This window comes from Streptomyces sp. Ru72 (assembly GCF_002920635.1).
Lineage (GTDB): Bacteria > Actinomycetota > Actinomycetes > Streptomycetales > Streptomycetaceae > Streptomyces.
Genome location: NZ_PQSR01000069.1, coordinates 15,276 through 39,512 on the forward strand (window position 1 = coordinate 15,276; position 24,237 = coordinate 39,512).

20 protein-coding genes and 2 pseudogenes are annotated in these 24,237 nt (G+C 71.4%); 12 read left to right on the plus strand and 10 right to left on the minus strand.

Features of this window, described 5'->3' with window-relative positions:
- Positions 1 to 123: 123 nt before the first annotated feature.
- Together npdG and C3488_RS26885 are read left to right on the plus strand one after the other, a co-directional pair.
- Positions 124 to 828: an NADPH-dependent F420 reductase gene (gene npdG / locus C3488_RS26880; RefSeq protein WP_103843508.1), complete on the plus strand. Its 705-nt coding sequence runs from the start codon at positions 124 to 126 to the stop codon at positions 826 to 828.
- A 103-nt stretch (positions 829 to 931) separates the two neighbouring features.
- Positions 932 to 1,126: a hypothetical protein gene (locus tag C3488_RS26885; protein WP_103843509.1), complete on the plus strand. Its 195-nt coding sequence runs from the start codon at positions 932 to 934 to the stop codon at positions 1,124 to 1,126.
- Here C3488_RS26885 and C3488_RS26890 read toward each other — a convergent pair.
- A complete protein-coding gene (locus C3488_RS26890; protein ID WP_103843510.1) occupies positions 1,116 to 1,916 on the minus strand; it encodes a site-2 protease family protein in 801 nt (266 codons plus the stop codon). The two genes, C3488_RS26885 and C3488_RS26890, sit on opposite strands and share 11 nt — an antisense overlap.
- A gap of 145 nt (positions 1,917 to 2,061) precedes the next feature.
- Between C3488_RS26890 and C3488_RS26895 the strand changes: the two genes are divergently transcribed.
- Positions 2,062 to 5,346, plus strand: a complete 3,285-nt coding sequence (locus C3488_RS26895) for a BTAD domain-containing putative transcriptional regulator (RefSeq protein WP_103843511.1) — start codon at positions 2,062 to 2,064, stop codon at positions 5,344 to 5,346.
- 27 nt (positions 5,347 to 5,373) lie between these two features.
- Here the strand turns inward: C3488_RS26895 and C3488_RS26900 are convergent, their stop codons facing one another.
- The 3 genes from C3488_RS26900 to panB form a co-directional block, all read right to left on the minus strand.
- Complete coding sequence (locus tag C3488_RS26900; protein WP_103843512.1) at positions 5,374 to 6,192, minus strand: ABC transporter permease; 819 nt, start codon at positions 6,190 to 6,192, stop codon at positions 5,374 to 5,376.
- Positions 6,189 to 7,214, minus strand: coding sequence for an ATP-binding cassette domain-containing protein (locus tag C3488_RS26905; protein WP_103843513.1), 1,026 nt, complete (start codon positions 7,212 to 7,214; stop codon positions 6,189 to 6,191). Before C3488_RS26905 ends, C3488_RS26900 begins: the two co-directional genes overlap by 4 nt.
- Before the next feature lie 348 nt (positions 7,215 to 7,562).
- Positions 7,563 to 8,450 (minus strand): 3-methyl-2-oxobutanoate hydroxymethyltransferase, encoded by an 888-nt coding sequence (gene panB / locus C3488_RS26910; RefSeq protein WP_103843514.1) that lies wholly within the window; start codon positions 8,448 to 8,450, stop codon positions 7,563 to 7,565.
- 263 nt (positions 8,451 to 8,713) lie between these two features.
- Here panB and C3488_RS26915 point away from each other — a divergent pair, with 263 nt between their 5' ends.
- From C3488_RS26915 to C3488_RS26930, 4 genes and pseudogenes are all read left to right on the plus strand, one after another.
- Positions 8,714 to 10,303, plus strand: a complete 1,590-nt coding sequence (locus C3488_RS26915) for an MFS transporter (protein WP_103843515.1) — start codon at positions 8,714 to 8,716, stop codon at positions 10,301 to 10,303.
- A gap of 93 nt (positions 10,304 to 10,396) precedes the next feature.
- Entirely contained in the window at positions 10,397 to 11,026 is a 630-nt protein-coding gene (locus C3488_RS26920; RefSeq protein ID WP_181139209.1) for a TetR/AcrR family transcriptional regulator, read from the plus strand.
- Positions 11,027 to 11,287: 261 nt separating this feature from the next.
- Positions 11,288 to 12,263, plus strand: a pseudogene (locus C3488_RS26925) (endonuclease/exonuclease/phosphatase family protein).
- Positions 12,264 to 12,361: 98 nt separating this feature from the next.
- Positions 12,362 to 13,579 carry an MFS transporter gene (locus tag C3488_RS26930; RefSeq protein WP_103843517.1) on the plus strand — a complete coding sequence of 406 codons (1,218 nt, stop codon included), beginning with the start codon at positions 12,362 to 12,364 and terminating at the stop codon, positions 13,577 to 13,579.
- Positions 13,580 to 13,748: 169 nt separating this feature from the next.
- Here C3488_RS26930 and C3488_RS26935 read toward each other — a convergent pair whose 3' ends face one another.
- The gene (locus tag C3488_RS26935; protein ID WP_103843518.1) at positions 13,749 to 14,441 is read right to left on the minus strand and encodes a TetR/AcrR family transcriptional regulator; all 693 of its coding nucleotides are present in this window, start codon (positions 14,439 to 14,441) and stop codon (positions 13,749 to 13,751) included.
- Between the two features lie 53 nt (positions 14,442 to 14,494).
- Here C3488_RS26935 and C3488_RS26940 point away from each other — a divergent pair, with 53 nt between their 5' ends.
- The 4 genes from C3488_RS26940 (at position 14,495) to C3488_RS26955 (ending at position 17,237) form a co-directional block, all read left to right on the plus strand.
- A complete protein-coding gene (locus C3488_RS26940) occupies positions 14,495 to 15,613 on the plus strand; it encodes an NAD(P)/FAD-dependent oxidoreductase (protein ID WP_103843519.1) in 1,119 nt (372 codons plus the stop codon).
- Positions 15,614 to 15,695: 82 nt separating this feature from the next.
- On the plus strand, positions 15,696 to 16,133 hold the full coding sequence (locus C3488_RS26945; protein WP_181139210.1) for a glutaredoxin domain-containing protein: 438 nt from the start codon (positions 15,696 to 15,698) through the stop codon (positions 16,131 to 16,133).
- A complete protein-coding gene (locus C3488_RS26950; RefSeq protein ID WP_258053665.1) occupies positions 16,130 to 16,987 on the plus strand; it encodes a helix-turn-helix transcriptional regulator in 858 nt (285 codons plus the stop codon). The genes C3488_RS26945 and C3488_RS26950 overlap by 4 nt, the downstream gene beginning before the upstream one ends.
- A complete protein-coding gene (locus C3488_RS26955) occupies positions 16,959 to 17,237 on the plus strand; it encodes a DUF397 domain-containing protein (protein ID WP_103843522.1) in 279 nt (92 codons plus the stop codon). Before C3488_RS26950 ends, C3488_RS26955 begins: the two co-directional genes overlap by 29 nt.
- A gap of 24 nt (positions 17,238 to 17,261) precedes the next feature.
- Here C3488_RS26955 and C3488_RS26960 read toward each other — a convergent pair whose 3' ends face one another.
- From C3488_RS26960 to C3488_RS26975, 4 genes are all read right to left on the minus strand, one after another.
- Complete coding sequence (locus C3488_RS26960; RefSeq protein WP_258053666.1) at positions 17,262 to 19,310, minus strand: NAD(+) synthase; 2,049 nt, start codon at positions 19,308 to 19,310, stop codon at positions 17,262 to 17,264.
- A gap of 127 nt (positions 19,311 to 19,437) precedes the next feature.
- Positions 19,438 to 21,381, minus strand: a complete 1,944-nt coding sequence (locus tag C3488_RS26965) for a protease pro-enzyme activation domain-containing protein (RefSeq protein ID WP_103843524.1) — start codon at positions 21,379 to 21,381, stop codon at positions 19,438 to 19,440.
- 296 nt (positions 21,382 to 21,677) lie between these two features.
- Positions 21,678 to 22,307, minus strand: a complete 630-nt coding sequence (locus C3488_RS26970; protein WP_103843525.1) for a DUF305 domain-containing protein — start codon at positions 22,305 to 22,307, stop codon at positions 21,678 to 21,680.
- Complete coding sequence (locus C3488_RS26975) at positions 22,304 to 23,011, minus strand: DUF3105 domain-containing protein (protein WP_103843526.1); 708 nt, start codon at positions 23,009 to 23,011, stop codon at positions 22,304 to 22,306. Before C3488_RS26975 ends, C3488_RS26970 begins: the two co-directional genes overlap by 4 nt.
- 153 nt (positions 23,012 to 23,164) lie before the next feature.
- On the opposite strand from C3488_RS26975, the gene C3488_RS26980 reads away from it, so the two are divergent.
- Positions 23,165 to 23,599: an Rrf2 family transcriptional regulator gene (locus tag C3488_RS26980; RefSeq protein WP_103843527.1), complete on the plus strand. Its 435-nt coding sequence runs from the start codon at positions 23,165 to 23,167 to the stop codon at positions 23,597 to 23,599.
- A gap of 354 nt (positions 23,600 to 23,953) precedes the next feature.
- Here the strand turns inward: C3488_RS26980 and C3488_RS26985 are convergent.
- Positions 23,954 to 24,237, minus strand: a pseudogene (locus C3488_RS26985) (Tat pathway signal sequence domain protein); the annotation flags it as partial.

Sequence of the window (24,237 nt, forward strand, 5' to 3'; positions counted from 1 at the left end):
CCACCGGCCACAGAAGCACCGCCGCGCCCACCACCAGCCCTCCGGTGGGGCACCTCCCGCCGGATCCCATGACGGTCCTCACCTGAGCGGCGCGGCCGGCCGGGGCGCACGTAGAGTCGGCCCATGACCTCTACCGACAGTGCACCCAAGGCCCCAGCCAAGGACCCCTGGGACCTCCCCGACGTCTCCGGGTACGTCGTCGGCGTGCTCGGCGGCACCGGACCGCAGGGCAAGGGCCTCGCCTACCGGCTCGCCCGGGCCGGCCAGAAGGTGATCATCGGCTCCCGTGCCGCCGAGCGCGCGCAGGCCGCCGCCGAGCAGATCGGCCACGGCATCGAGGGAGCCGACAACGCCGAGACCGCGCGGCGCAGCGACATCGTGATCGTCGCCGTGCCGTGGGAGGGTCACGGCCCGCTGCTTCAGTCGCTGCGCGAGGAGCTGGCCGGCAAGCTCGTCGTCGACTGTGTCAACCCGCTCGGCTTCGACAAGAAGGGCGCCTACGCGCTGAAGCCGGAGGAGGGCAGCGCCGCCGAGCAGGCCGCCGCCCTGCTGCCGGAATCGCGGGTCACCGCCGCCTTCCACCACCTGTCCGCCGTCCTCCTCGAGGACCCCGAGGTCGACCAGATCGACACGGACGTCATGGTCCTCGGCGAGGAGCGGGCCGATGTGGAGATCGTGCAGGCGCTGGCCGGGCGCATCCCCGGCATGCGCGGCATCTTCGCGGGCCGGCTGCGAGGCGCCCACCAGGTGGAGTCGCTGGTGGCGAACCTGATCTCCGTCAACCGGCGGTACAAGGCACACGCCGGTCTCCGGATCACGGACGTGTGACCCGATGGGGGACACTGGTCGCCGGAGCGGTTCCGGGTAGTTGCGAGTATTCCGAGCAGTTCCGAGTATTCCGAGCAGTGTCCCCCGACAGGAGCCGACCGACATGCCCCGCCTCGCCCTCTACGCCCTCGCCGTCTGCGTCCTCTCCGTGGCCGCGGCCGTCGTCTCCTTCGTCCAGGGCAGCTGGCTCGGCGTCGTGTGGATCCTGCTCGCGGGCGTGTCGTCCAACATGACCTGGTACTACGTCAAGCGCGGCCGCGCGGGCCGGTCGGACGGGGCGAACTCCGTCACGGGCTGACCGAGCAGAACTCGTTGGTGCCCTGCCAGAAGCGGTAGAGCTCCTGACCGCAGTAGCGGTCGAAGTTGCCGATGCCCAGGCCGTTCAGGAGCGTGTCGATCACGTCGAAGAACGCGGTGTTGACGGACGGCACCCACAGCAGCGCGAACACGAACAGCAGGCCGAACGGTGCGAAGGGCTCCACCTGGCGCTTGACGCCGTACGGCAGCCAGGGCTCGATCACGCCGTAGCCGTCCAGGCCCGGCACCGGCAGGAGATTCAGGATCGCGGCCGTCACCTGCAGCAGTGCCAGGAAGGCCAGGGCGAACCGGAAGTCGCGGGGCACCCCGTCCAGCGCGTGCAGCCAGAACGGAGCCGTGCACACCGCCGCGAACAGCACGTTCGTCAGCGGACCCGCCGCCGAGATCAGGCTGTGCCGCCAGCGGCCCCGGATGCGGCCCCGCTCGATGAACACCGCGCCGCCCGGCAGACCGATCCCGCCCATGATCACGAAGACCACCGGCAGCACGATGCTCAGCAGGGCGTGCGTGTACTTCAGCGGGTTCAGCGTGAGGTAGCCCTTCGCGCCGACCGAGATGTCGCCGCTGTGCAGAGCGGTGCGGGCGTGTGCGTACTCGTGCAGGCACAGGGAGACCACCCAGGCGGCCGTCACGAACAGGAACACGGCGACGCCGGGCTGCTCGGCGAACCCGCTCCAGGTGGCCCAGCCGGTGACCGCCGTCACGGCGAGGATCCCGACGAACACGGGACTGATCCTGCGGTCACTGCGCCGGGCGGCGGCGGTGGTCATGGGTCTCCCTGGTCTCGTACACATACGGCGACGGCCCGACCGTACCGGGCGCACCGGGAAAACGTCCTGCCCGGGGGCCGAGTTCCGGCGCCAGCGCCGCGCCACACGGAAACCCCCGTGACCCCGGGTGACGGTGGCGGAGAGAATGACCCCCGTGCGCTATCGCCTTCTCGGTACCACCCAGGCACTCCGCCCCGACGGCACGCCACTGCCCGTCGGCGGGGCGCGGCTGCGTGCCTTGCTGACCGTGCTCGCGCTGCGCGCCGGTCGGGCCGTGCCGGCCGCCCTGCTCGTCGACGAGGTGTGGGACGGCGACCCGCCCGTCGACGCCCCCGGCGCGCTGCAGGCGCTGGTCGGGCGGCTGCGCCGGGCACTCGGTGCGGACGCCGTGGAGTCCGTGGACGGCGGCTACCGGCTGGCCGCCGCGCCGGACGACGTCGACCTGCACCGGTTCGAGCGGCTCGCCGGGGAGGGCCTGCGCGCACTGGCCGACGGCGACCCCGCGAAGGCGGCGGTCGTGCTGGACGACGCCCTCGCCCTGTGGCACGGAGCCGCCCTGGCCGATCTGCCCGACCGCACCGCCGAGGCCGCCCGCTGGGAGACCCGCCGCCTCGACGCGCGCCGCGCCCGCCTGACCGCCGGGCTCGCCCTCGGCCACGGCGAGCGGCACCTGCCCGAACTGACCGCCCTGTGCGACCTCCACCCCCTGGACGAGCCCCTCCAGGCGCTGCGCCTGCGGGCGCTGCGCGACGCGGGCCGCCCGGCCGAGGCCCTGGCCGCCTACGAGGACGTACGGCAGCTGCTCGCGGACCGGCTGGGCTCCGATCCGGGGCCCGAACTGCGCGCACTCCACGAGGAGCTGCTGCATGCCCCCGGCACCGCGGCGCCCCCCTCGGTCCCGTCCCCGGTGGGCGCCCCGGCCGCGCCCCCGCCGCCCGGCAACCTCCGCGCCCGGCTCACCTCGTTCGTCGGGCGCGACGCCGACATAGACGCCCTTCGCGGTGATCTCGCCCACGCCCGGCTCGTCACCCTCCTCGGGCCCGGTGGCGCCGGGAAGACGCGGCTGTCCCAGGAGGCCGCCGAGAGCGTGGCGCACGAACTGAGGGACGGAGTGTGGCTGGCCGAGCTCGCGCCCGTCGACGACCCCGAGGCCGTACCCGAGGCCGTACTCACCGCGGTCGGCGCGCGGGAGACCGTGCTGCGCGGCGCCGGCGCCGAAGAGCTGCGTGCCGTCGCCGACCGGCACGACGACCCCCTCGTCCGGCTCGCCGAGCACTGCGCCCGGCGCCGCATGCTGCTCATCCTCGACAACTGCGAGCACGTCGTGGACGCCGCCGCCCGCCTCGTCGCGCACCTGCTGGAACGCTGCCCCGGTCTGACGGTCCTCGCCACCAGCCGGGAACCCCTCGGCGTTCCCGGGGAGGTGCTGCGCCCGGTCGGACCGCTGCCGCAGCGCTACGCGCTGGAACTGTTCGCCGACCGCGGCGCCGCCGCCCGGTCCGGCTTCCGTGTCGAGGACGACCCCGAGGCCGCCGGCGAGATCTGCCGCCGCCTCGACGGGTTGCCCCTCGCCATCGAGCTGGCCGCCGCCCGCCTCCGCGTGCTCACCCCGCGCCAGATCGCCGACCGGCTCGACGACCGCTTCCGGCTGCTGACCTCCGGCAGTCGCACCGCGCTGCCCCGCCAGCAGACCCTGCGTGCCGTCGTCGACTGGTCCTGGGACCTCCTCGACGAGGACGAACGCACGGTGCTGCGCCGGCTGTCCGTCTTCTCCGGCGGCTGCGACCTGATCGCGGCCGAGGCCGTGTGCGGGCCCGCCGCCCTGGAGGCGCTCGGCTCACTCGTCGACAAGTCCCTCGTCGTGGCCGCCCCGTCGGGCGACGGGGAGATGCGCTACCGGCTTCTGGAGACGGTCGCCGAGTACGCGGGCGAACGGCTCGACGAGTCGGGTGAGCGCTCCGACGCCGAGCGCGCGCACCTCACGTACTACCGGGAACTCGCCCGCACCACGGACCCGTTGCTGCGCTCCTCGCAACAACGTGCGGCGATCGAACGGCTCCAGCTGGAGTACGAGAACCTGCGCACCGCCCTGCGCCATGCCGTTGCCGCCCGCGACGAGCAGGAGGCGCTGTGCCTGCTGCTCTCGCTGTGCTGGTACTGGCAGATGCGGGACCTGCGCACCGAGGCCCGCGCCTGGTCGACCGCCGTCATGGCGCTCGGCCCCGACCCGTTCGCGGGGCCGCCGCGCCCGGTGCCCGACCTGCCCGAGACGCCCACCGACAGCCCGCCGCCGATGCGCCCGGAGGTCCTGGACGAGGCTCGCCGCGGCGCGCACCTCGTCCACATCGCCACCATGGACATGGACCCCGAGGCGTGGGAGACACCCGAGGCCAGGGCGAAGCTGCGCGTCATCAGCGAGACCTATCGGCCCGGTCAGCCGCAGATCTGCCGGGTGCCCGGTTTCCTGTGGTTCTTCGCCGTCCTGTTCAACTCGGACATGGAGCGGGTGCTGGTGGTCCTCGACGAGGCCGTACGCACCTGCCGCGACCTCGGCCACCCCTGGGAGCTGGCCCAGATCCTGCAGCTGCGGGCCAACATCCTCGCCAACCGCGCCGACTGGGCGGGCGACGCGGCCCGGGCCGCGGACGAGGCACTGGAGATCTTCCGCCGCCTCGGTGACACCTGGGGCGCGGCCGAGGCGATGTCCGCGCGGGGCGAGGCCCGTGAACGCCGGGGCGACTACCTGCTCGCCGCGGCCGACTACGAGGCCGCGCAGCGCTACGCGGAACAGCTCGGGGCCCGCTCCCAGACGGCCGTGCTCGGCGCCCGCCTCGGCAGTGTCCTGCTGGACGCGGGACAGGCCGAGCGGGGCGAGCGGCTGCTGCGCCAGGTGATCGAGGAACGCCACGGCCCGATGGACGCCATTCCGTTCGCCCGGATGTTCCTGACGATGTGGCTCGGCCGGACGGACCGCGTGGTTGAGGCGCGCGAGCAGCTCCAGATGGCGGCCGAGGAGTTCGGCGCCGCGTCCTTCCCGGTCTTCGACGGGTTCCTGATCGGCGTGGACGCCTGGCTGTACACCGTCGAGGCGCGGTACGAGGAGGCGCTCACCAAGGTGCGCACGGCGCTCGCGCGGGCCGGCGACCGGATGAGCAGAGTGATCGCGCCGCACATGGGCTCCGTGCATCTGATGACCGCGGCGATCGCGCTCGCCGGCGTGGACGGCGGGCGCCGTGCCCGGGATGCCGCCCGATGTGTGGGTGCCTCCGACGGGTTGCTGCCGCCCGGCCACGTCCGGGGGCCCGCGGAGCTCGAGGCACGCGCCAGGGCGGAGACGGCCGCCCGGGCCGCGCTCGGCGACACGGCCTACGAGTCCGCCTACGCGGAGGGCGGCGGCCTCTCCCTGGAGGAGGCCACCGCCCTCGTGTGACGTGGACCGGCTGTGCCCGCGCCGGTGTCAGCGCTTGTTGTTGAACTTGCGGATGGCGATGGGTGCCATGACCAGCGTGAGGACGGCCGACCAGGCGAGGGTCATCAGCACGCTGTGGGCGACCGGACCCCCGTTCATCAGACCCCGGGCGGCGTCCGCGAGCGTCGACAGCGGGTTGTAGTCGGTGAACGCCTGCAACCAGCCCGGCATGGTGTCGGTCGGAGCGAAGATGGACGAACCGAACTGCAGCGGCATCAGCACGAGAAACCCCATCCCTTGGACGGCCTGGGCGCTCTTCAGCACCACGCCCAGGGTCAGGAAGATCCACATGACCCCGAATCCGAAGAGGACCGACAGTCCGATCGCCGCGAAGAGGCCCGGGACGTTCGACACCGACAGTCCCAGCATGAAGCCCACCGCGAGCAGGACCGCAGTGGCGAACAGCATCCGTCCGAGCTCCACCGTGATCTTCGCGATCAGGACGGAGGCACGACTGATCGGCAGGGACCGGAAGCGGTCCATCACGCCCTTGTGGAAGTCCTCGTTGAATCCGGTGCCGACGCCCTGCGCGATGTTCATGCCCATCATCGCCATCAGGCCGGGGACCACGTAGTTGACGTACGCGTGCCGGTTGTGGGTGCCCGCGATCGCGCCGCCGAAGACGAACACGAACAGCAGGCAGAAGATGATCGGGAACAGGATCGCGTCGAACATCGACTCCGGGTCCTGCCGGATCCACAAGAGGTTGCGGCGGACCAGGGCACCGATGTGGCGCAGGTTCGCACGCAGTCCGATACCGCCTTCGGAGGCGGGTGCGGTGGGTGCGGTCAAAGTGGTGGCGCTCATGCGGCGACCTCCTCACGGGTGGGGGACGCGTCCTGCGGGGCACCGGTCCTGTGTCCGGTGAGGGAGAGGAACACCTCGTCCAGGCTGGGCAGTTCGGTGGAGATGCCGGCGAGCGTGATGCCGCGGGCGGTGAGCGCGCCGACCACCGCGGTCAGCTGCTCGTCGCTGAGGATCGGCACGAGGACGGTGCCGGTCCCGGTGTCCACGGTCGCGCTCCCGGGGCCGGTGAGGCCGAACTCGTCGAGTGCCGTGGCCGTCGGGCGCAGCTCCGCCGGGTCGGCCGGGCGGACGCGCAGCGTACGGCCGCCGACCTTGGCCTTCAGTTCGTCGATGCGGCCGCCCGCGACGACCTTGCCGCGGTCGATGACGGTCAGCTCCGAGGCGAGCTGCTCGGCCTCCTCCATGTACTGGGTGGTGAGCAGCACGGTGGCGCCCTCGGCGACCATCCGCTTGACCTCGGTCCACACCTCGTTCCGGGTGCGCGGGTCGAGGCCCGTGGTCGGCTCGTCCAGGTAGAGCACCGCCGGGTGCCCGATCATCGAGGCGGCCAGGTCCAGGCGCCGGCGCATGCCGCCGGAGTACGTGGACGCCGGGCGCTTCGCGGCCTCGGTGAGCGAGAACCGCTCCAGGAGCCCGTCGGCCCGGGCGCGGGCCTCCTTGCGGGGCAGGTCGAGGAGCCGGCCGATCATGTAGAGGTTCTCGAAACCGGACAGCTTCTCGTCCACGGAGGCGTACTGGCCGGTGAGGCCTATCACGCGGCGCGTCTGCCGCGGCTGCCGTACGACGTCGTAGCCGGCGACGACGGCGTGGCCGGCGTCCGGGGTGATGAGGGTGGACAGGCAGCGCACGAGGGTGGTCTTGCCGGCACCGTTCGGCCCGAGCACGCCGAGGACGGTGCCCTCGCGCACATCGAGGTCGACGCCGTCCAGCGCCTTGGTCTCACCGTAGTGCTTGACCAGCCCCCGCACGGTGACGGCCGCGTCCGGTGCGGCGTCCTTCGGGATGTTGTCGATTCGCGTCATGCCACGAAGGTGTCAGCCCCCGCCGACAAACGACCGACAGCACACCTACAGCCGCCGACAGACCGCTGACAGCCCACCCCTTGCCGCCGACAGCACCGACAACTCCCCGACGACCACCGCAACCATCGATTGAGGAACCCCGACGGCGAGCAACCAGGTCCGCGAGAGCGGCGCCGGCTCAGGCGCAGAACGGGTCGAGCAACCGGGTCCGCGAGAGCGGCGCGGGCTCAGACGCAAAAAAGGCGGCAGCCCGCCGACGGGGGAAGATCGGCGGGCTGCCGCGCGCCACCTGAAGGGGCGCGGGGCGGTGGCCTTGGGTGGCTTCGCCGCGTGGACGCTCAGCGAACGTCAGTGGACCGAGTGCTCCTCGAGCGGGAACGTCCCGCCCACCACGTCCTCGGCGAACGCCCTCGCCGCGTCGCCCATCACCTGTCGCAGGTCCGCGTACTGCTTCACGAACTTCGGCACCCGGCCCCCGGTCAGCCCGAGCATGTCCGTCCACACGAGCACCTGCGCGTCCGTGTCCGGACCGGCGCCGATGCCGACCGTCGGGATGTGCAGCACCCGCGTCACCTCGGCCGCCAGCTCCGCCGGGACCAGCTCCAGGACCACCGCGAACGCACCCGCGTCCTGCACCGCCTTGGCGTCCCGCAGCAGCTGCGCGGCCGCCTCCTCGCCGCGGCCCTGCACGCGGTACCCCATGGCGTTCACGGACTGGGGGGTGAGGCCGATGTGCGCCATGACCGGGATGCCGGACTCCACCAGCAGCTCGATCTGGCGGTGCGAGCGCTCGCCGCCCTCCAGCTTCACCGCGCCGACCCCGGCCTCCTTCACCAGCCGGGTGGCCGAGCGCAGCGCCTGGACCGGACCCTCCTGGTACGAGCCGAAGGGCAGGTCGCCGACGATCAGGGCGCGCCTGGTGCCCCGTACGACCGCGGCGGAGAGCATGGTCATCTCGTCGAGGGTGACGGGCACGGTCGTCTCGTACCCCAGGTGGCAGTTGCCCGCCGAGTCGCCGACGAGCATGACCGGGATGCCGGCCTCGTCGAACACGGACGCGGTCATCGCGTCGTAGGCGGTGAGCATGGGCCATTTCTCGCCGCGCTCCTTGGCGGCCGTGATGTCGCGGACGGTGATACGGCGGGTGCTCTTCCCCCCGTACAGCGCCTTGCTGCTGTCGGAGGACCTGAGCGTGCCCTGAGCGTGCTGCCCCTGGGCAGCCGGAAGCTGCGTCATCGCAACGGCTCCTTCTGTCATCTCGAGGCGCCCTGACGGCGTCCCCGGACCACTCCCATGGTGGCACCTCGTGCCACGCGCGGCTAGGGCAGGGGGCGCACCCGGCGCCGGGCCGGGAGGGGGGCCCGCTCAACCCCGAGCGGCCGGGGCTGCGTCTCCCGGATTGGGCCGTTTGACACGTGATCCAGGTCTCTTCTTAAGGAGTCCGTAAAGACTTCCGATACGAGACGGTTCCGTATCGGAAGTCGCCTAGGCTCGCTCGTATGACTACCCCTGCTGCCCCTGTCGAACGGCGGGTGCCCGATGCCGTGCACCGGCGCCGGTGGGCCATCCTCGGCACGCTGATGCTCAGCCTGCTGATCGTGGTGCTCGACAACTCCATCCTTAACGTCGCCATCAAGACGATCTCCACCCCCGCGCCGACCGGCCTCGGCGCCACCCAGAGCGAGCTGGAGTGGGCCATCAACGCCTACACGCTCGTCTTCGCCGGGCTGCTGTTCACCGCTGGGCTGCTGGGCGACCGTCTGGGCCGGAAGAAGGCGTTGCTGGCCGGTCTCGTGGTGTTCGGCGCGGGGTCGGCGCTCGCCGCGGAGTCCGGTTCACCCGATCAGCTGATTGCGTTCCGCGCCCTCATGGCCCTGGGTGCGGCCTTCGTGATGCCGGCCACGCTCGCCGTCCTCATGAACGTCTTCGAGCGCGAGGAGCAGCCCAAGGCCATCGGCATCTGGGCCGGTGGCGTCGGCCTCGCCATCGCTATAGGGCCGATCACCGGCGGCGTGCTGCTCGACCACTTCTGGTGGGGCTCCGTCTTCCTGATCAACGTGCCGATCGTGATCCTGGCGCTCGCCCTGATGATCTGGCTGGTCCCCGACTCCCGCGACCCCAACCCCGGGCGCCTCGACCCCATCGGCGTCGTGCTGTCCGTGGTCGGCCTGGTCCTGCTCGTCTACGGCATCATCAAGGGCGGTCAGCTCGCCGACTTCACCGACACCAAGGTCATCGGGACCATACTGGCCGGCCTTGCCGTCCTCGCGCTCTTCGTCTGGTTCGAGAAGCGCAGCGACCACCCGTCCATCGACGTCGGCTACTTCAAGAACAAGGCGTTCTCCTCGGCCATCACGGCGATCTCCCTGGTCTTCTTCGCGCTGATGGGCGTGACCTTCTTCTCCGTCTTCTACACCCAGAGCGTGCGCGGCTACTCGCCGCTGCAGGCCGGTCTTCTGTTGCTGCCGCTGGCCGCCGCGCAGCTGATCTTCGCGCCGCGTGCCCGGCTGCTGGTCGACCGGTTCGGCAACAAGGCCACGACCACCGCGGGCATGCTCATCATCGCGGCGATGCTCGCCGCGTTCGCCGCCCTGACGGCGGACACGCCCATCTGGATCCTCGAGGTCCTGTTCTTCCTGATGGGCACGGGGATGGCGCACATCATGACCCCGACCAGCGTCGTCATAATGCAGGCCCTGCCCCGCGAGAAGGCCGGCTCCGCGTCCGCGCTCAGCAACACCTTCCGCCAGGTCGGCGGCGCGCTCGGCATCGCGGTGCTCGGCTCGGTCCTGTCGACGTCCTACCGCGACGGCATCCAGGACAAGCTGACGTTCCTGCCGGCAGGCGTACGCCACACCGCGGGCGAGTCCATCGAGGCGACCCTCGGCGTCGCCTCCAAGCTCGGCCCGAAGGGCAGGGGGCTCGTCTCCCCGGCCAACGACGCCTTCCTGCACGCCATGCACGTCACCGCGCTGTGGGGCGCGGGCGTGGCCGTCCTCGGCGCCGTGGTGGTCGCGCTGTTCCTGCCCGGGAAGGCGTCCGCACAGACCGGCACGGAGGAGCCGGAGCTGGTCGCGGCCGATCACTGACGGTACGTCAAGAAGGGCATTCGGGCAGCCGGGTGCCCGTTGACGACAGACGGCGGGGGAACGTCCCACCGCCGGCCAAGGACGGAGTCGAACGTGAGCCTCGCCGACAGCAGGCCCCGGACCCGGCAGCAGGAGTGGCCCGTGCGCGGACGCCCACGCAGCGAGGCCGTCGAACGGGCCATCATCGAAGGGGTGATGAAGCTCATGGAGGACGGCGTGTCCCTCGCCGACCTGTCCATAGAGCGCATCGCCCGCACCGCGGGCGTCGGCAAGGCGACCATCTACCGGCGGTGGAACAACAAGGAGGACCTCTTCGTGGACGTCCTGCGCTCCGCCGACCCCGAGGACCTCGAACTGCCGGGCACCTCGATGCGCGACGACCTGGTCATGCTGCTGGAGTGGCTCCGGCAGCGCGCCCTCGCCAGCCGCTCCTCGGCGATCTTGCGCAACGTGCAGGCCCAGATGAAGTCCAGCCCCAAGATCTGGGCCGCCTATCACGCGACCGTCATAGCACCCCGGCGCCGGCTCAGCCTCGACATCCTGCGTCGCGGACAGCGGAACGGCGAGCTGCGCACAGACGTGGACATCGACCTGATGAACGACATGCTGGTCGCCCCCCTGCTCGTACGCTCCCTGCTGTCCCCCGAAGCGCCGCTCGAGGAGGGACTGAGCGAGCGGATCGTCGACACGGTCCTGGAAGGCCTACGACCCGTCAGATCGTAAGGCCCATGTGCCGGTTTCCCGGGTGTGTGTGCGCGTTTCGTCACAGAAGGCCCCTCAGGAACCCCCGTTCGGAACTTCGGACACCGCCTTGTTCGTCCTCGTGCGCGTACGGCCGCCAGGGGGCGGCAAGGACGGAGCCGATCATCCCCTAGGGTCGTTAGCGGGGGACGACGGTGTGCACGGCAAGGTGTGAGGCGACGGTATGGCGCAGGCGTACATGACGGAGACGGGTGGCGGCGGCACGAGTCCGGGCCGCAGAGGATCCCGGATCCGGCGCCTGTACGACGGTCTGCGCGGCGACCGCGGCATCTGGCGCCGCGGCGTCGTCCTGGCCGCCCTCGCGGTGGTGCTCGCCCTGGTGATGCTGCTGCACGCGCGGATCCCCAACAGGGTCGGAAACACAGGCTCCCTGACGGAGACGTTCCTGCCGTGGCTCGGGATCGTGGGCGTGCCGCTGCTGCTGATCCTGGCGCTGCTGCGGAAGTCGGCGACGGCGCTGATCGCGGTGCTGGTGCCCGTGACGGTCTGGATGAACCTCTTCGGCGGGCTGCTCGGCGACAAGAGCGGCAGCGGCGGCGACCTGACCGTCGCCACGCACAACGTGAACGCCGACAACCCCGACCCGTCCGGCACCGCCCGGGAGGTGGCCGCGTCCGGGGCGGACGTGCTGGCGCTGGAGGAGCTGAAGGCGTCCGCCGTGCCGGTGTACGAGCGGGCGCTGGCGTCGACGTACCCGTACCACTCGGTGCAGGGCACGGTCGGGCTGTGGAGCAAGTACCCGCTGAGCGGGGTCGAGCCCGTGGACATCAAGCTGGGCTGGACGCGGGCGATGCGGGCCACCGTGAACACGCCGGAGGGCGAGGTCGCCGTCTACGTCGCCCACATGCCCTCCGTGCGGGTGAAGCTGGCGGCCGGGTTCACGGCGCGGCAGCGGGACACCAGCGCGGACGCGCTCGGGGAGGCCATCGCCGACGAGAAGCTGGGCAAGGTGATCCTGCTCGGCGACCTGAACGGCACCATGAACGACCGCGCGCTCAACGCGGTCACCTCCCAGATGCGCTCCACGCAGGGCGCGGCCGGCAGCGGGTTCGGATTCAGCTGGCCGGCGTCGTTCCCGATGGCGCGGATCGACCAGATCATGGTCAAGGGCGTCGAGCCGGTGAGCTCCTGGACGCTGCCGAGGACGGGGAGCGACCATCTGCCGGTGGCGGCACGTGTGAACGTCACCACCCCTTAACCTCGCGGAATACTGGGCCTGCCAGACTTTGTTCCGTACGTGAACATACGAACGCAGACGACGTACGGAACATCGTTTTGGAAAGGCACAGGCACTTCATGCCCCTGGCCCTGCTCGCCCTCGCCGTGGGCGCCTTCGGCATCGGAACAACCGAGTTCGTGATGATGGGCCTCCTGCCCGATGTCGCGGACGACCTGCACATATCCATCCCCACCGCCGGGCACCTGGTCTCGGCGTACGCCCTGGGCGTGGTGATCGGCGCACCGCTGCTCGCCGCGGTCACGGCGCGCATGTCCAGGCGTACGGTCCTGATCGGCCTGATGGCCCTGTTCGTGCTGGGCAACGCCCTCTCGGCGCTGGCGCCCGGCTACGACTGGCTGCTGGCCGCCCGCTTCCTGAGCGGGCTGCCGCACGGGGCGTTCTTCGGCGTCGGCGCGGTCGTCGCCACGAACCTGGTGGCGCCCGAGCGCAGGGCCCGCTCGGTCTCGCTGATGTTCCTGGGCCTGACGGTCGCGAACATCGCGGGCGTGCCGGTGGCCACGCTGATGGGCCAGCACCTGGGGTGGCGCGCGACGTTCCTGGGCGTGAGCGCGATCGGCCTGGCCGCGATCGCCTCCCTCTCCCTGCTGATCCCGCACGACCACACCCACGCCCCGGCCGGCGGTCTGCGCGGCGAACTGGCCGCCCTGCGCTCGCTGCCCGTGTGGCTGGCGCTGGCGACGACGGTGGCGGGCTTCGGCGCGCTGTTCTCGGCGTACAGCTATGTCACGCCGATGCTGACGGACGCGGCGGGCTACGCCGACTCCAGCGTGACGCTCCTGCTGGCGCTGTTCGGCGTGGGCGCGACGATCGGCAACCTGGTGGGCGGCCGGCTGGCGGACCACTCGCTGCGGGGCACGCTGTTCGGCGGCCTGACGTCGCTCGCGGTGGTCCTGGCCCTGTTCCCGCTCCTGATGGGCGCCGAGCTGAGCGCGGCCCTGGCGGTCACCCTGCTGGGCGTGGCGGCTTTCGTCACCGGCTCGCCGCTGCAGCTGATGGTGATGGAGAAGGCGTCGGCGGCGCCGTCGCTGGCCTCCTCGGCGAACCAGGCGGCGTTCAACCTGGCGAACGCGGGCGGAGCGTGGATCGGCGGCCTCGCGCTGGCCGCGGGCTTCGGCGTGACGTCTCCGGCGGTGGCCGGGGCGGGGCTGGCGGTGCTGGGGCTGGCGGTGGCCGGGGTGGCCTACGCGGTCGACCGTCGCCGGGTCCCCGCTGGGCGGCGGGAGCGCGTGATCGCCACCCATGTCCCGCAGGAGGCGGAGGCACTGCACCGCTGAGGCGGTGGTCGGCGGGCCGTTCCCGCCCCCGATCCCGCCTCTCCCGTTCTCGGGGGCTGCGCCCCTTCGACCCCGCGGGGCTGCGTCCCGGGGCTTCGCGCGGCTCTGCCCCTTGGCCCGCGGCGCCGGTGGACACCGGCCCCGTTCGGCAAAGGGCAAAGGCTGAGCGTCACGCCGGCGGCCGGGTGAGTTTGGCGGCCACGGCGTCGAGGACCCAGTCCAGGCCGGTCGTGAAGGATGTCTCGGCGTCCACGTCCGTGCCGTCGTACACGGCCTTGGCCAGTGCCGGGAAGCGGCCCGTGGCCAGCATCCTCGTCACATGCGGGCCGTGCGCGCGCTGCCAGTCGCGCTTGGACAGGCCCGTGGCGCGCTCGGCCCGCAGGTTCGTGATCTCGCGCCTGATCGCGCCGGTGAAGTAGGCGCTGACAGTCTCCACGGCGCGCATGACGGTGTCGAGGTCGGCGAGGCCGTCCAGGGCGGCCAGCTTGGCCTCGGTCACGGCGAGGCCGTTCGGCCCCAGGGTCGGGCGGCCGCCGAGCAGGTCGGCAAGCCATTCGTGCCGGAGCGCGGCCTGCCTGGTGCGGTGGGCGAGGACGCGCAGCGCCTCGCGCCAGTCAGCGGGCTGCTCCTCGGGGAGAATCTCGGCCTGGACCTCGTCCACCATGAGGTCGAACAGCTCCTCCTTGGTGGAGATGTATCCGTACAGCCGCATCGGGCCGGCGTTCAGCCGGGCGGCGACCTTGCGCAACGACACCGCCTCCAGCCCGCCCTCGTCGGCCAGTGCGATGGCGGCGGCGACGATCCGGTCCCGGTCGAGGGGCACGGGGCGAGTCGGCGGCTCCGGCCGGTCCCACACAGTCATGGTCACACTGTACTGTTGCGATACATCGTATTGATCCAATACAGTGTATCGACATGAGACATCGCATCGCGGTAGTCGGGGGCGGTCCCGGCGGCCTTGCCTTCGCCCGCGTCCTGCACCGCCATGGCTACCCCGTCACCGTCCTCGAACGCGATCCCGCCCCCGACGCCCGCCCTCTGGGCGGCACGCTGGACCTGCACGAAGGGCTGGGCCAGCTCGCGCTGGACAAGGCCGGGCTGCTGGCGGAGTTCCAGGCGCTGTCCCGTCCCGAGGGGCAGGCCATGCGCATCCTGGACCCGGCCGGGACCGTCCTGCGCGACTGGCGGCCCCGTCCGGATGACCGGGCCAATCCCGAGATCGACCGCGGGCAGCTCCGTGACCTGCTGCTCGGTCCTCTCGACGTCCAGTGGGGTCGGAGCGTGACGCAGGTGGTGCCGGGGACCCGGGACGGCGTGCTGGTCCATTTCGCGGACGGGCGACAGGAGACGTTCGACCTCGTGATCGGCGCGGACGGCGCCTGGTCCCGGACACGCCCGGCAGTCTCTCCGGCCACGCCGCACTACACCGGCGTCACCTCTGTCGAGACCTCCCTCGACGACGTCGACACCCGCCACCCCGACCTCGCCCGGCTGATCGGCGACGGTTCCGTCGCTGTGTACGGCGCGAACCGCTCCCTCGTCGCCCAGCGCAACAGCGGCGGCCACGTCAAGGTGTACGCCAAGTTCCGCGCGCCGCTGGACTGGCACACGAACCTGGACCTGACCGACGCCGAGGCCGTGCGATCGAGCCTGCTGGCCCTGTTCGACGGCTGGGCCGCTCCCGTCCTCGACCTCCTCCACCACGGCACCGCTTTCGTCCACCGCCCCTTCTTCATCCTGCCCGTGTCCCACACCTGGACCCACGTCCCCGGAGTGACGCTACTGGGCGACGCCGCCCACCTGATGCCCCCGTTGGGGGCGGGCGCGAACCTGGCGATGCTGGAAGGCGCCGAACTCGCCGAGTCCATCGCCACCGGGCCCGGAGACCTGGACGAGGCCGTCCGCGCCTTCGAGGAACAGATGTGGGCACGGGCCGGCAGGTGGGCGAAGATCACCACGGCCGGTCTGGAACGCCTCGTGAGCCCGGATCCCGCCGAAGCCCTCGCCCACTTCGACCAAGTCCAGCCATCCTGACCGCCAAGCGCATCGCGTTGCCTCTGGAGGGGGAGGGCGTACTTCGGTCCGCATCGTCCGTGGCGCGGATAGTCTCGCCTTCGTGATGCGTGCCTGGCTCTACCCGATGCTGTTCGTGCTGGGCGGCTCCGACGTTGCGGCCGGGCTGGTCCTGAAAGGGAGCTCCGGCACTGCCGTAGGGCTCCTCCTGCTGTTCGTGTTCCTTGCGGGTCTGAACTCGCCTCTCGTCTTCCCGAGGTCGATCGGTGCGGCGGAGGCGCAGCGCCTCAGCGCGGCCGACGGGCGGCCGGTCGTCTTCTGGCGGCCGGGCTGCACGTACTGCCTGCGCCTGCGTATCCGGTTGGGCCTTCGCGCCCGGCAGGCGCACTGGGTCGACATCTGGCGTGATCCGGCTGGAGCCGCGGTGGTGAGGGCGGCCAACGACGGCAACGAGACCGTGCCGACCGTCGTGGTGGCCGGTCGGCCGCACGTCAACCCCGATCCGGCATGGGTGCGCGAACAGCTCTCCCGCTCCCGGTGACAGGTCGCTGCTCCGGTTCGGCCAACGTCCCCACCTTCTACGGCAAGGAGTTGCGGTGGAAGAGGGAGGCGGCGGGCCTGTCGCTGGAAGCGTTCCTCGAGGGCGGCTTCTACGGGAAGACCTACCTCAGCGACATCGAGCGCGGCGAGCGGCGGATGCCCTTGGATTTGGCCCGGCACGCCGACCGGGTCCTGCGGACCGACGGCTTCTTCGAGCGGCATTGCGAGGGTGTGCGGAAGGCGCGGAGGGGGCCGCATGCCGCGTACTTCGAGAAGGCCCTGGAGGCGGAGAAGTACGCGGAGTCCATCGAGCTGTGGTCGCCCATCATCTTCCCCGGGCTGCTCCAGACCGCCCCGTACGCTCGGACGCTGGTCCGGTCGGCCCACCCGGCGGTTTCCGACGAGTGGGTCGAGGAGAAGGTGACGGCCCGGCCCGCCCGCGCCCGCCTCTTCGAGGACGATCACTCCACCCCGGAGTACTGGGCGATCCTGCACGAGTCGTTGATCGCGGACCCGATCCTCTCGCCGCCGGAGACGGCTGAACAGCTCGACCGGATCGTGGAGTTGGCCGAGCGTCGGCGGATCACTCCGCAGATCGTTCCGCGGAAGTGCGGTGTGTATCCCCTGATGGCCGCCTCCATCATGGTCATGACGTTCCCGGACGCTCCGCCGCTGATCTACACCGAGGCGTCCTACAGCGGGGACACCATCGATGATCCGGCCCTCGTGAAGCAGTACCGCAAGGCATACGATCGGCTCAGGGCCGTCGCGCTGTCACCAGACACGTCCCTCGCCATGATCAAGGCAGCGGCAGAGGATTACCGAAATGGCAAGCAACCGGATCGACTTGAGTGACGCACTCTGGTTCAAGAGCAGCCACAGCAACGGTGACGGCGGGGAATACGTGGAGGTGGCCAGCGACTTCCCCGGCGCCGCCCTCTGGCGAAAGTCCAGCTACAGCAACGGTGACGGCGGCGACTGCGTAGAAGTCGCCCACGACATCCCCGGCCTCGTCCCCGTCCGTGACTCCAAGGTGCCCGACGGCCCCGTCCTCATCCTCACCGCCGCCGCCTGGGCCCCCTTCGTCGCCTCGCTCAAGAGGTGACCGGGGGCCCAGGGGCGGTCATCGTCACGCCTCCGGGGCGTCGAAGCGGGCCAGGTCCCGCAGCCAGGCTCGTGCGTTGCTGTCGGACGGTGCCCGCCAGTCGCCGCGCGGGGAGAGGGAACCGCCGGCCGAGACCTTCGGCCCGTTCGGCATGGCCGAGCGCTTGAACTGCGCGAACGCGAAGAAGCGACGGCAGAAGACCTCCAGCCAGTGCCGGATCTCCGGCAGGTCGTACGCCACCCGCTTGGCCTGAGGGAAGTTCGGCGGCCAGGCGCCGGCCTCCGGGTCGTGCCAGGCGTGCCAGGCCAGAAACGCGATCTTCGAGGGCCTGAAGCCGTAGCGCAGCACGTGGAAGAGCGTGAAGTCGTGCAGCGCGTACGGGCCGATCTTCGACTCGGTGGACTGCATCTCCTCGCCCGGTACGAGCTCCGGGCTGATCTCGGTGTCGAGGATCGCGGCGAGCGTCCTACCCGTCTCCTCGTCGAACTGGCCGCTGCTGATGACCCAGCGGATCAGATGCTGGATCAGCGTCTTCGGCACGCCCGAGTTGACGTTGTAGTGGCTCATCTGGTCGCCCACGCCGTACGTGGACCAGCCGAGCGCCAGCTCGGAGAGGTCACCGGTACCGAGGACGATGCCGCCGCGCTGGTTGGCCAGCCGGAAGAGATAGTCCGTGCGCAGACCCGCCTGCACGTTCTCGAAGGTGACGTCGTACACCGGCTCGCCGGAGGCGAACGGGTGGCCCATCTCCTGCAGCATCAGCCGCGCGGTGGGCGTGATGTCCAGCTCGGCGGCGGTGACGCCGAGCGAGTTCATCAGCTTGTGGGCGTTGGCCTTGGTGTGGTCGCTGGTGGCGAAGCCGGGCAGCGTGAAGGCCAGGATGTCGCTGCGCGGGCGGCCCGCGCGGTCCATCGCGCGGGCGGCGACGATCAGCGCGTGCGTGGAGTCGAGGCCCCCGGACACCCCGATGACCACCTTCGGGCCGCCGATCGCCGCGAGGCGCTGCTGAAGGCCCTCGACCTGGATGTTGTACGCCTCGAAGCAGTCAAGGGCGAGGCGCTCGGGGTCGGCCGGCACGAACGGGAAGCGCTCCAGGCGGCGGCGCAGCCCCAGGTCGGTGAGCGGCGGAGCGAGCTCGAACCCCACCGTGCGGAAGTCGCCGGTCCGCGCCTGGTGGGTGCGGCGGTTGTCGTCGAACGTGCCCATCCGCTGCCGCTCCTGCCGCAGCAGGTCGAGGTCCACGTCGGCCACCGCGTAACTGTCGCCGAGCGGGAAGCGCTCGGTCTCGGCCAGCAGCACGCCGTTCTCGTAGATCATGGTCTGGCCGTCCCAGGACAGGTCGGTGGTCGACTCGCCCAGACCGGCCGCCGCGTAGACGTACGCGGCGAGGCAGCGGGAGGACGCCGAGCGGCACAGCAGCTTGCGGTCCTCGGCCCGCCCGACCGTGATCGGGCTGCCCGAGAGATTGACCAGGACCGTCGCACCGGCGAGGGCCGCCTCCGCGCTGGGCGGCACCGGCACCCACATGTCCTCGCAGATCTCCGCGTGCAGCACCAGGCCGGGTACGTCCTCGGCCGCGAACAGCAGATCCACACCGAACGGCACGGCCTCGCCGCCGACGCGGATCGACCCGCCGCGCTCGTCGGCTCCGTCGCCGATCTGCCGGCGCTCGTAGAACTCCCGGTAGTTCGGCGGGTACGACTTGGGCACGACACCGAGGACGCGGCCGCGGTGCACGACGACCGCGCAGTTGTAGATGCGGTTGCGGTGGCGCAGCGGGGCGCCGACGACCAGGACCGGCAGCAGCTCGGCCGATCCGGCCACCACCTCCTCCAGCGCCTCCTCGACCTGATCGAGCAGCGGGTCCTGAAGCAGCAGGTCCTCGATCGAGTAGCCGCACAGCCCCATCTCCGGGAAGACGGCGACGGCGACCCCCTCCCCGGCGCACCGGCGCGCGTGGCGCAGGACCGCTTCGGCGTTGGCGTGCGGGTCCGCGATGACGGTGTGACCCGTGCACGCGGCGACACGTGCGAAGCCATGCTGATAGATCGACCAGAAGTTCAACGGAGGCACGGCGCCCAGTGTAATCGTCAGAGCGACACGATGGGGGGTGCGGGGTGTGTGCCACCTCACGCACGGCGAAGGGGCGCGGGGTGGATCCACCCCGCGCCCCCTCAAGGTTGCCGTTGCCGGCGGTGCCTCAGCGGCGCTTGTACGACTCGACGTAGCCGGGAGCGGGCGAGCCCACGCCGGTCACGTCGTCGTAGCCCTTCACCGCGCTCAGCGAGCTGTCCTTGCCGAGGCTGCGGACCGAGGTGGCGATGCCGCCCGTGGCGTCGTAGCCGTTGACGAAGTCGACGCGCGCCACGGCGAGTCCGGAGCCCGTCGGGTTGTCCGTGACGTCGTGGTACACCTTCGAGCCGTACCTGGCGTAGATCTCCGGGTTGGCGAAGCCGATCGGCTGGCCGCCGCGGGCCTCCTGGGCCAGCGCCTGCACGGCGGCGATCACCGGCGCGGCGAGCGAGGTGCCGCCGATGCGGTACTCGTCGTACGCCTGCGTCTTGCCGTCCGGCAGGGTCTGCGTCTGGCCGACCAGGAAACCGGTGTTGGGGTCGGCGATCGCCGCGATGTCCGGGACGACGCGGTTGCCGGTCGCGTTGTTGGCGTTCGCCAGCGCGTTCGGGACGACGCCCTTCTGGTAGTAGGGCTCCGCCACGGTCTTGCTGGTGCCGCCGCCCGCGCCCGAGGTGAACGCGCCGGGGAAGCCGACCCAGCTCTTGCCGTCGCTCGACAGCAGAGCCTTCTCGGTGCCCCAGCCGGTCTCCCACTTGTACGTGTCGTTCTTGCCCACCGCCAGCGAGGTGCCGCCGACCGCGGTCACCCAGGCGGAGTTGGCCGGGGTGTCGACCTGCTTCGTACCGGTGTTGGCGACCTCGTCGCCGTTGTCGCCGGAGGAGAAGTAGAAGCCGATGCCCTCGACCGCGCCGAACTGGAAGACCTGGTCGTAGGCGGCCGCGAGGTCCGGGGTCTGGTTGGCCTCGATGTCGCCCCAGGAGTTGGAGACGATGTCGGCCAGGTGGTTGTCGACGACCTTGCTGAGCGAGTCGAGCAGGTCGTCGTCGTAGCAGGAGGCGGCGCCGACGTAGGTGACGTTCGCGTCGGGGGCGACCGCGTGCACGGCCTCGACGTCGAGCGTCTCCTCGCCGTACCAGCCCGCGGCCGAGCATTCCTTGGTCTTGGTGTACTGGTTCGGCAGCACCTGGCGCAGCTGGCCGGTGGTCCAGGCGGCGTCGCCGTGTTTCTTCGCGTAGGTCGCCGCGTCGAAGGCGATGGTCGGGGAGGCGTACGCGTCGGTGATGGCGATGCGCACCCCCTTGCCCGTGCGGGTGCCCGCGCCGTACGCGGCCCGCAGCTGCTTGCCCGTGTAGCCCTTGACGGCGTACGGGATCTCGTGGCCGTACGCCTGCGGCAGCGTCGTCGCGGTGTTCGAGCCGTAGTAGGAGGAGAACGGCCCGGAGTTGCGGAAGACGGTCTCCGGCGGCGGCAGCTGGTCGTCGTGGTTCGACTTGTGCGGGGCGTTGTCCAGGCCGGTGACGGTCAGGACCGCGCCCTTCAGGCTCTCCGGCACGGTGGCCGCCTTCGACGGCGCACGGTAGGTCCTGCCGCCCTTGGCGTAGTTGTGCAGCTGCGTGCCGAACGCCTTCTCGGCGGCGGCCACGTCACCGCTCACGGCGACGTAGTGCTGCGTGACGGCCGTGACCTTCAGGCCCGACGCCTTCAGCCACGACGTGACGGCGGCGACCTGCTCCTTGGTCGCGCCGAAGCGCGCCTGCGTCTGCTTGGCGCTCAGGTACTTGCCGTACAACGGCGAGTGCGGGTCGGAGACGGCCTTCGCGTAGGCGGCCAGGCCGCGCGCGTCACGGCCGGCGAGGTAGACCCGGGCGGAGACCTGGGCGCTGTCGGAGGTCGCGCCCTTGTCCGCCGTGGCCGTGGCCCACGCGGGCTTGGTGCCCGCGAGAGCCTGCCGGCCGGGGTTGTCCGCGGCGTGCGCCGCGGGTATGCCGAGCGCCAGTGCGCCGGCGAGCAGCGGCAGTGTCGCTGCCAGGCTCACCCCGGCGCGCGCCTTGGCGCGGTTGGATCTCATAGAACCCCCTGCGATGCGGTTCGTCGCATGTAGTGGTCGGTCGATGTGATCCGCGTAGAGCACCGCGCGATGACGGCGCGGTGAATGGATCACACGATGGGGGCCACTCTTTCGGCGAACGGTTCATGCCAGGGGAATGAAAAGGCCAAGGAAACGCCAAGTGGCCGCGGCTGCTGGGGGTTTGGGCCGGTTTGTGCGTTCCCTGTGTGTTGCGGAAAGGTTGCGATTGCCGGGATGCCCTTGCGGCGGTCTCCGATCGGAGGACGCTTTGTCGACTTGTATGCAGGCCGGCGGCCTCAGGTGCGTGGCCGGGCGCCGCGTTCCTCGAGCATCGTCGTCATCGACTCGATCTCCGACCGCTGTGCGTCGACCATGCCCTGCGCGAGCCTTTTCTCCACGCCCACCGTGCACTTGGCGACACAGCCCTCGGCCATGTGGATGCCACCCTTGTGGTGGTCGGTCATCAGTTGCAGGTAGAGGATCTCCGCCTGCTTGCCGCTGAGTTCGCCCAGTTTCCTCAGCTCCGTGTCGGTCGCCATGCCCGGCATCAGCGCGCCGTCCTTGCCGGAGGCCATGCCGCCCATGCCCATCCACGTCATCGGCGGCTGGGAGGACACCTTCGGCAGCCCCCACAGGTCGAGCCAGCCCAGCAGCATGCCGCGCTGGTTGGCCTGCGTCTGCGCGATGTCGTACGCGAGCCGGCGCACCTCCTCGTTCCTGGTGCGGTCGCGCACGATGTACGACATCTCGACGGCCTGCTGGTGGTGGACCGCCATGTCCCGCGCGAACCCGGCGTCCGCCGAATCCGCGGCGGGCACGCGGACGCTCCCCGACCCGCCGTCCTCGGCGACGGCGTACGTGATCGCGCCCGTCGCGACGAGCGCCGCCGCCGCGGCCCCGGCGATCCAGCCGATGTGCCGGTTCACCGCATCGTCCCGCCGGTGCAGGAGGCGCCCGGCTCGGGCGTCTGCTCGCCCTGGACGTAGGTGGCGAGGAACTTGTCGACACCCGGGTCGTCGGCGCTGTTCACGGAGAGCTGGTGGCCCCAGGCCGTGAGCATGATCGGGCTCGCCTGGTTCTCATAGGGGCTCATCAGCGTGTACGGGGTCTTCCTGACCTTCGCCGCGAGCGCGGTGACGTCGGCCTTCGACGCCTTGCCGGAGTACGTCACCCACACCGCGCCGTGCTCCAGCGAGTGCACGGCGTTCTCGTCCCTGACCGGCTCGGTGTAGACGTCGCCGTTGCAGTTCAGCCAGACCGGGTTGTGGTCGCCGCCCACGGGCGGGTGCATCGGGTAGGGCACGCTCGTGGTGACGTGGTTGCGCGAGAGCCTGCCCGTCCAGATCCGCACGCCGTCCTTGCCGGTGACGAAGTGGCCGGTGTCCTTGGAGCTCTTCGCCGGACCCTTGGAGCCGCTAGCCGAGCCCTTGGAGCCGCTCGCCGCCGAGGCCCTGCTCCCGGACTGCGAGTCGACGAGGACCACCCCGCCGACGACGAGGCCGGCGACGACGACCACGCTCGCCGCGATCGTCAGGATGCGGTTGCGGCGCTCACGTGCGCGTTCCGCACGGCGCATCTGCTCCATGCGGGCCTTGCGCTCGGCGGAACCGGGGGTGGGGGCGGAACCCATGGCGCGTCCTTCGGGGGGAAAGGGACCTTCGGGACGGCTGATCGTAGTGGGGCGGGAGTACGTGGACCTAGGCCGGACCACCCGAATGGCCGAGCCGGGCGGGCTTCTCGCCGATAATTTGAAGCCAGGATGCGCATTATCTACGCTGACGGCATGCGGCTGTTGCGCTCCACCGACCTGGCGCTGCGGGTCCTGATGCGGCTCGCCGTCGCCGGCGACTCCAGCCCCACGACCCGCGAGGTCGCGGGGGCCATGGACGTGCCGTACACGCACGCCGCGAAGGTCGTGGCCGAACTGACGCACATGGGACTCGTCGAGGCCCGCCGCGGCCGGGGCGGCGGCCTCACGCTCACCGGGGCCGGGCGCACGGCGTCGGTCGGGGCGGTCGTGCGCCGCTTCGAGGGGGACGGCGACGTCGTCGACTGCGAGGGCGCCACCCCCTGCCCCCTCCACACCGGCTGCCGGCTGCGGGGTGCGCTGCGCCGGGCCCAGGAGGCGTTCTTCGCCTCGCTGGACCCGGTGACGGTCGAGGACGTGGTGGCGGCGCCGACCGGGGCGCTGCTTCTCGGTATGCCCTCCGTGCCGTGACGGCGAAGGGCCGGGGTCCCTACCTCGGTCCCGCGCCTTGGGGCTGCCGCATACGACGCGAGCGCGTCGGCGGACCGCTTCTGAGCGGTACGGTCGCCGCTCTCCTGCCCCGCCGCACACACCGCAGGTCAGGCTTCCCCCGTCTGCGCCGAGCGCCCGGTGCGAGATCGTCCCGCATCGACACGGTCAACGGCTCCGGCCGCGGCCGCACGACACCGCAGACGTCGCCGTCCCGTGGCGCAACGGGGACTTCGACACCGTGCACCGCCCGGCGCGGAAGGCCTGCCCGCGCCCCTGAGGAGGACGAGGGCGGTGAGCCCGTACGGCGGGGAGGCGGTTCCGCGTCCGTCCGGTTCAGGCGCCCGTGGCGCGGAAGGCGGTGGCGCGCACACTGGTCCCGCAGAGTGCGAAGTCGCCGCCGTCGTCCGGGGCCAGCTGCCGGCCCGCGCCCGCGACACCCACCACGATCGAGGGCGCGGCGAAGGGCGCGGCGCCGGACGCGCAGTACCCGCCGGCCTCGCCGAGGACGGGCGTGAAGGTGAGCTGCGTCGAGGCCCGGCCGCCGACTGCCAGTGCCACCGGTCCCGAGGCGCCCTGGTGGACGACCTGGAGAGGTTTGTTCCTGTCGGGGGAGCCCA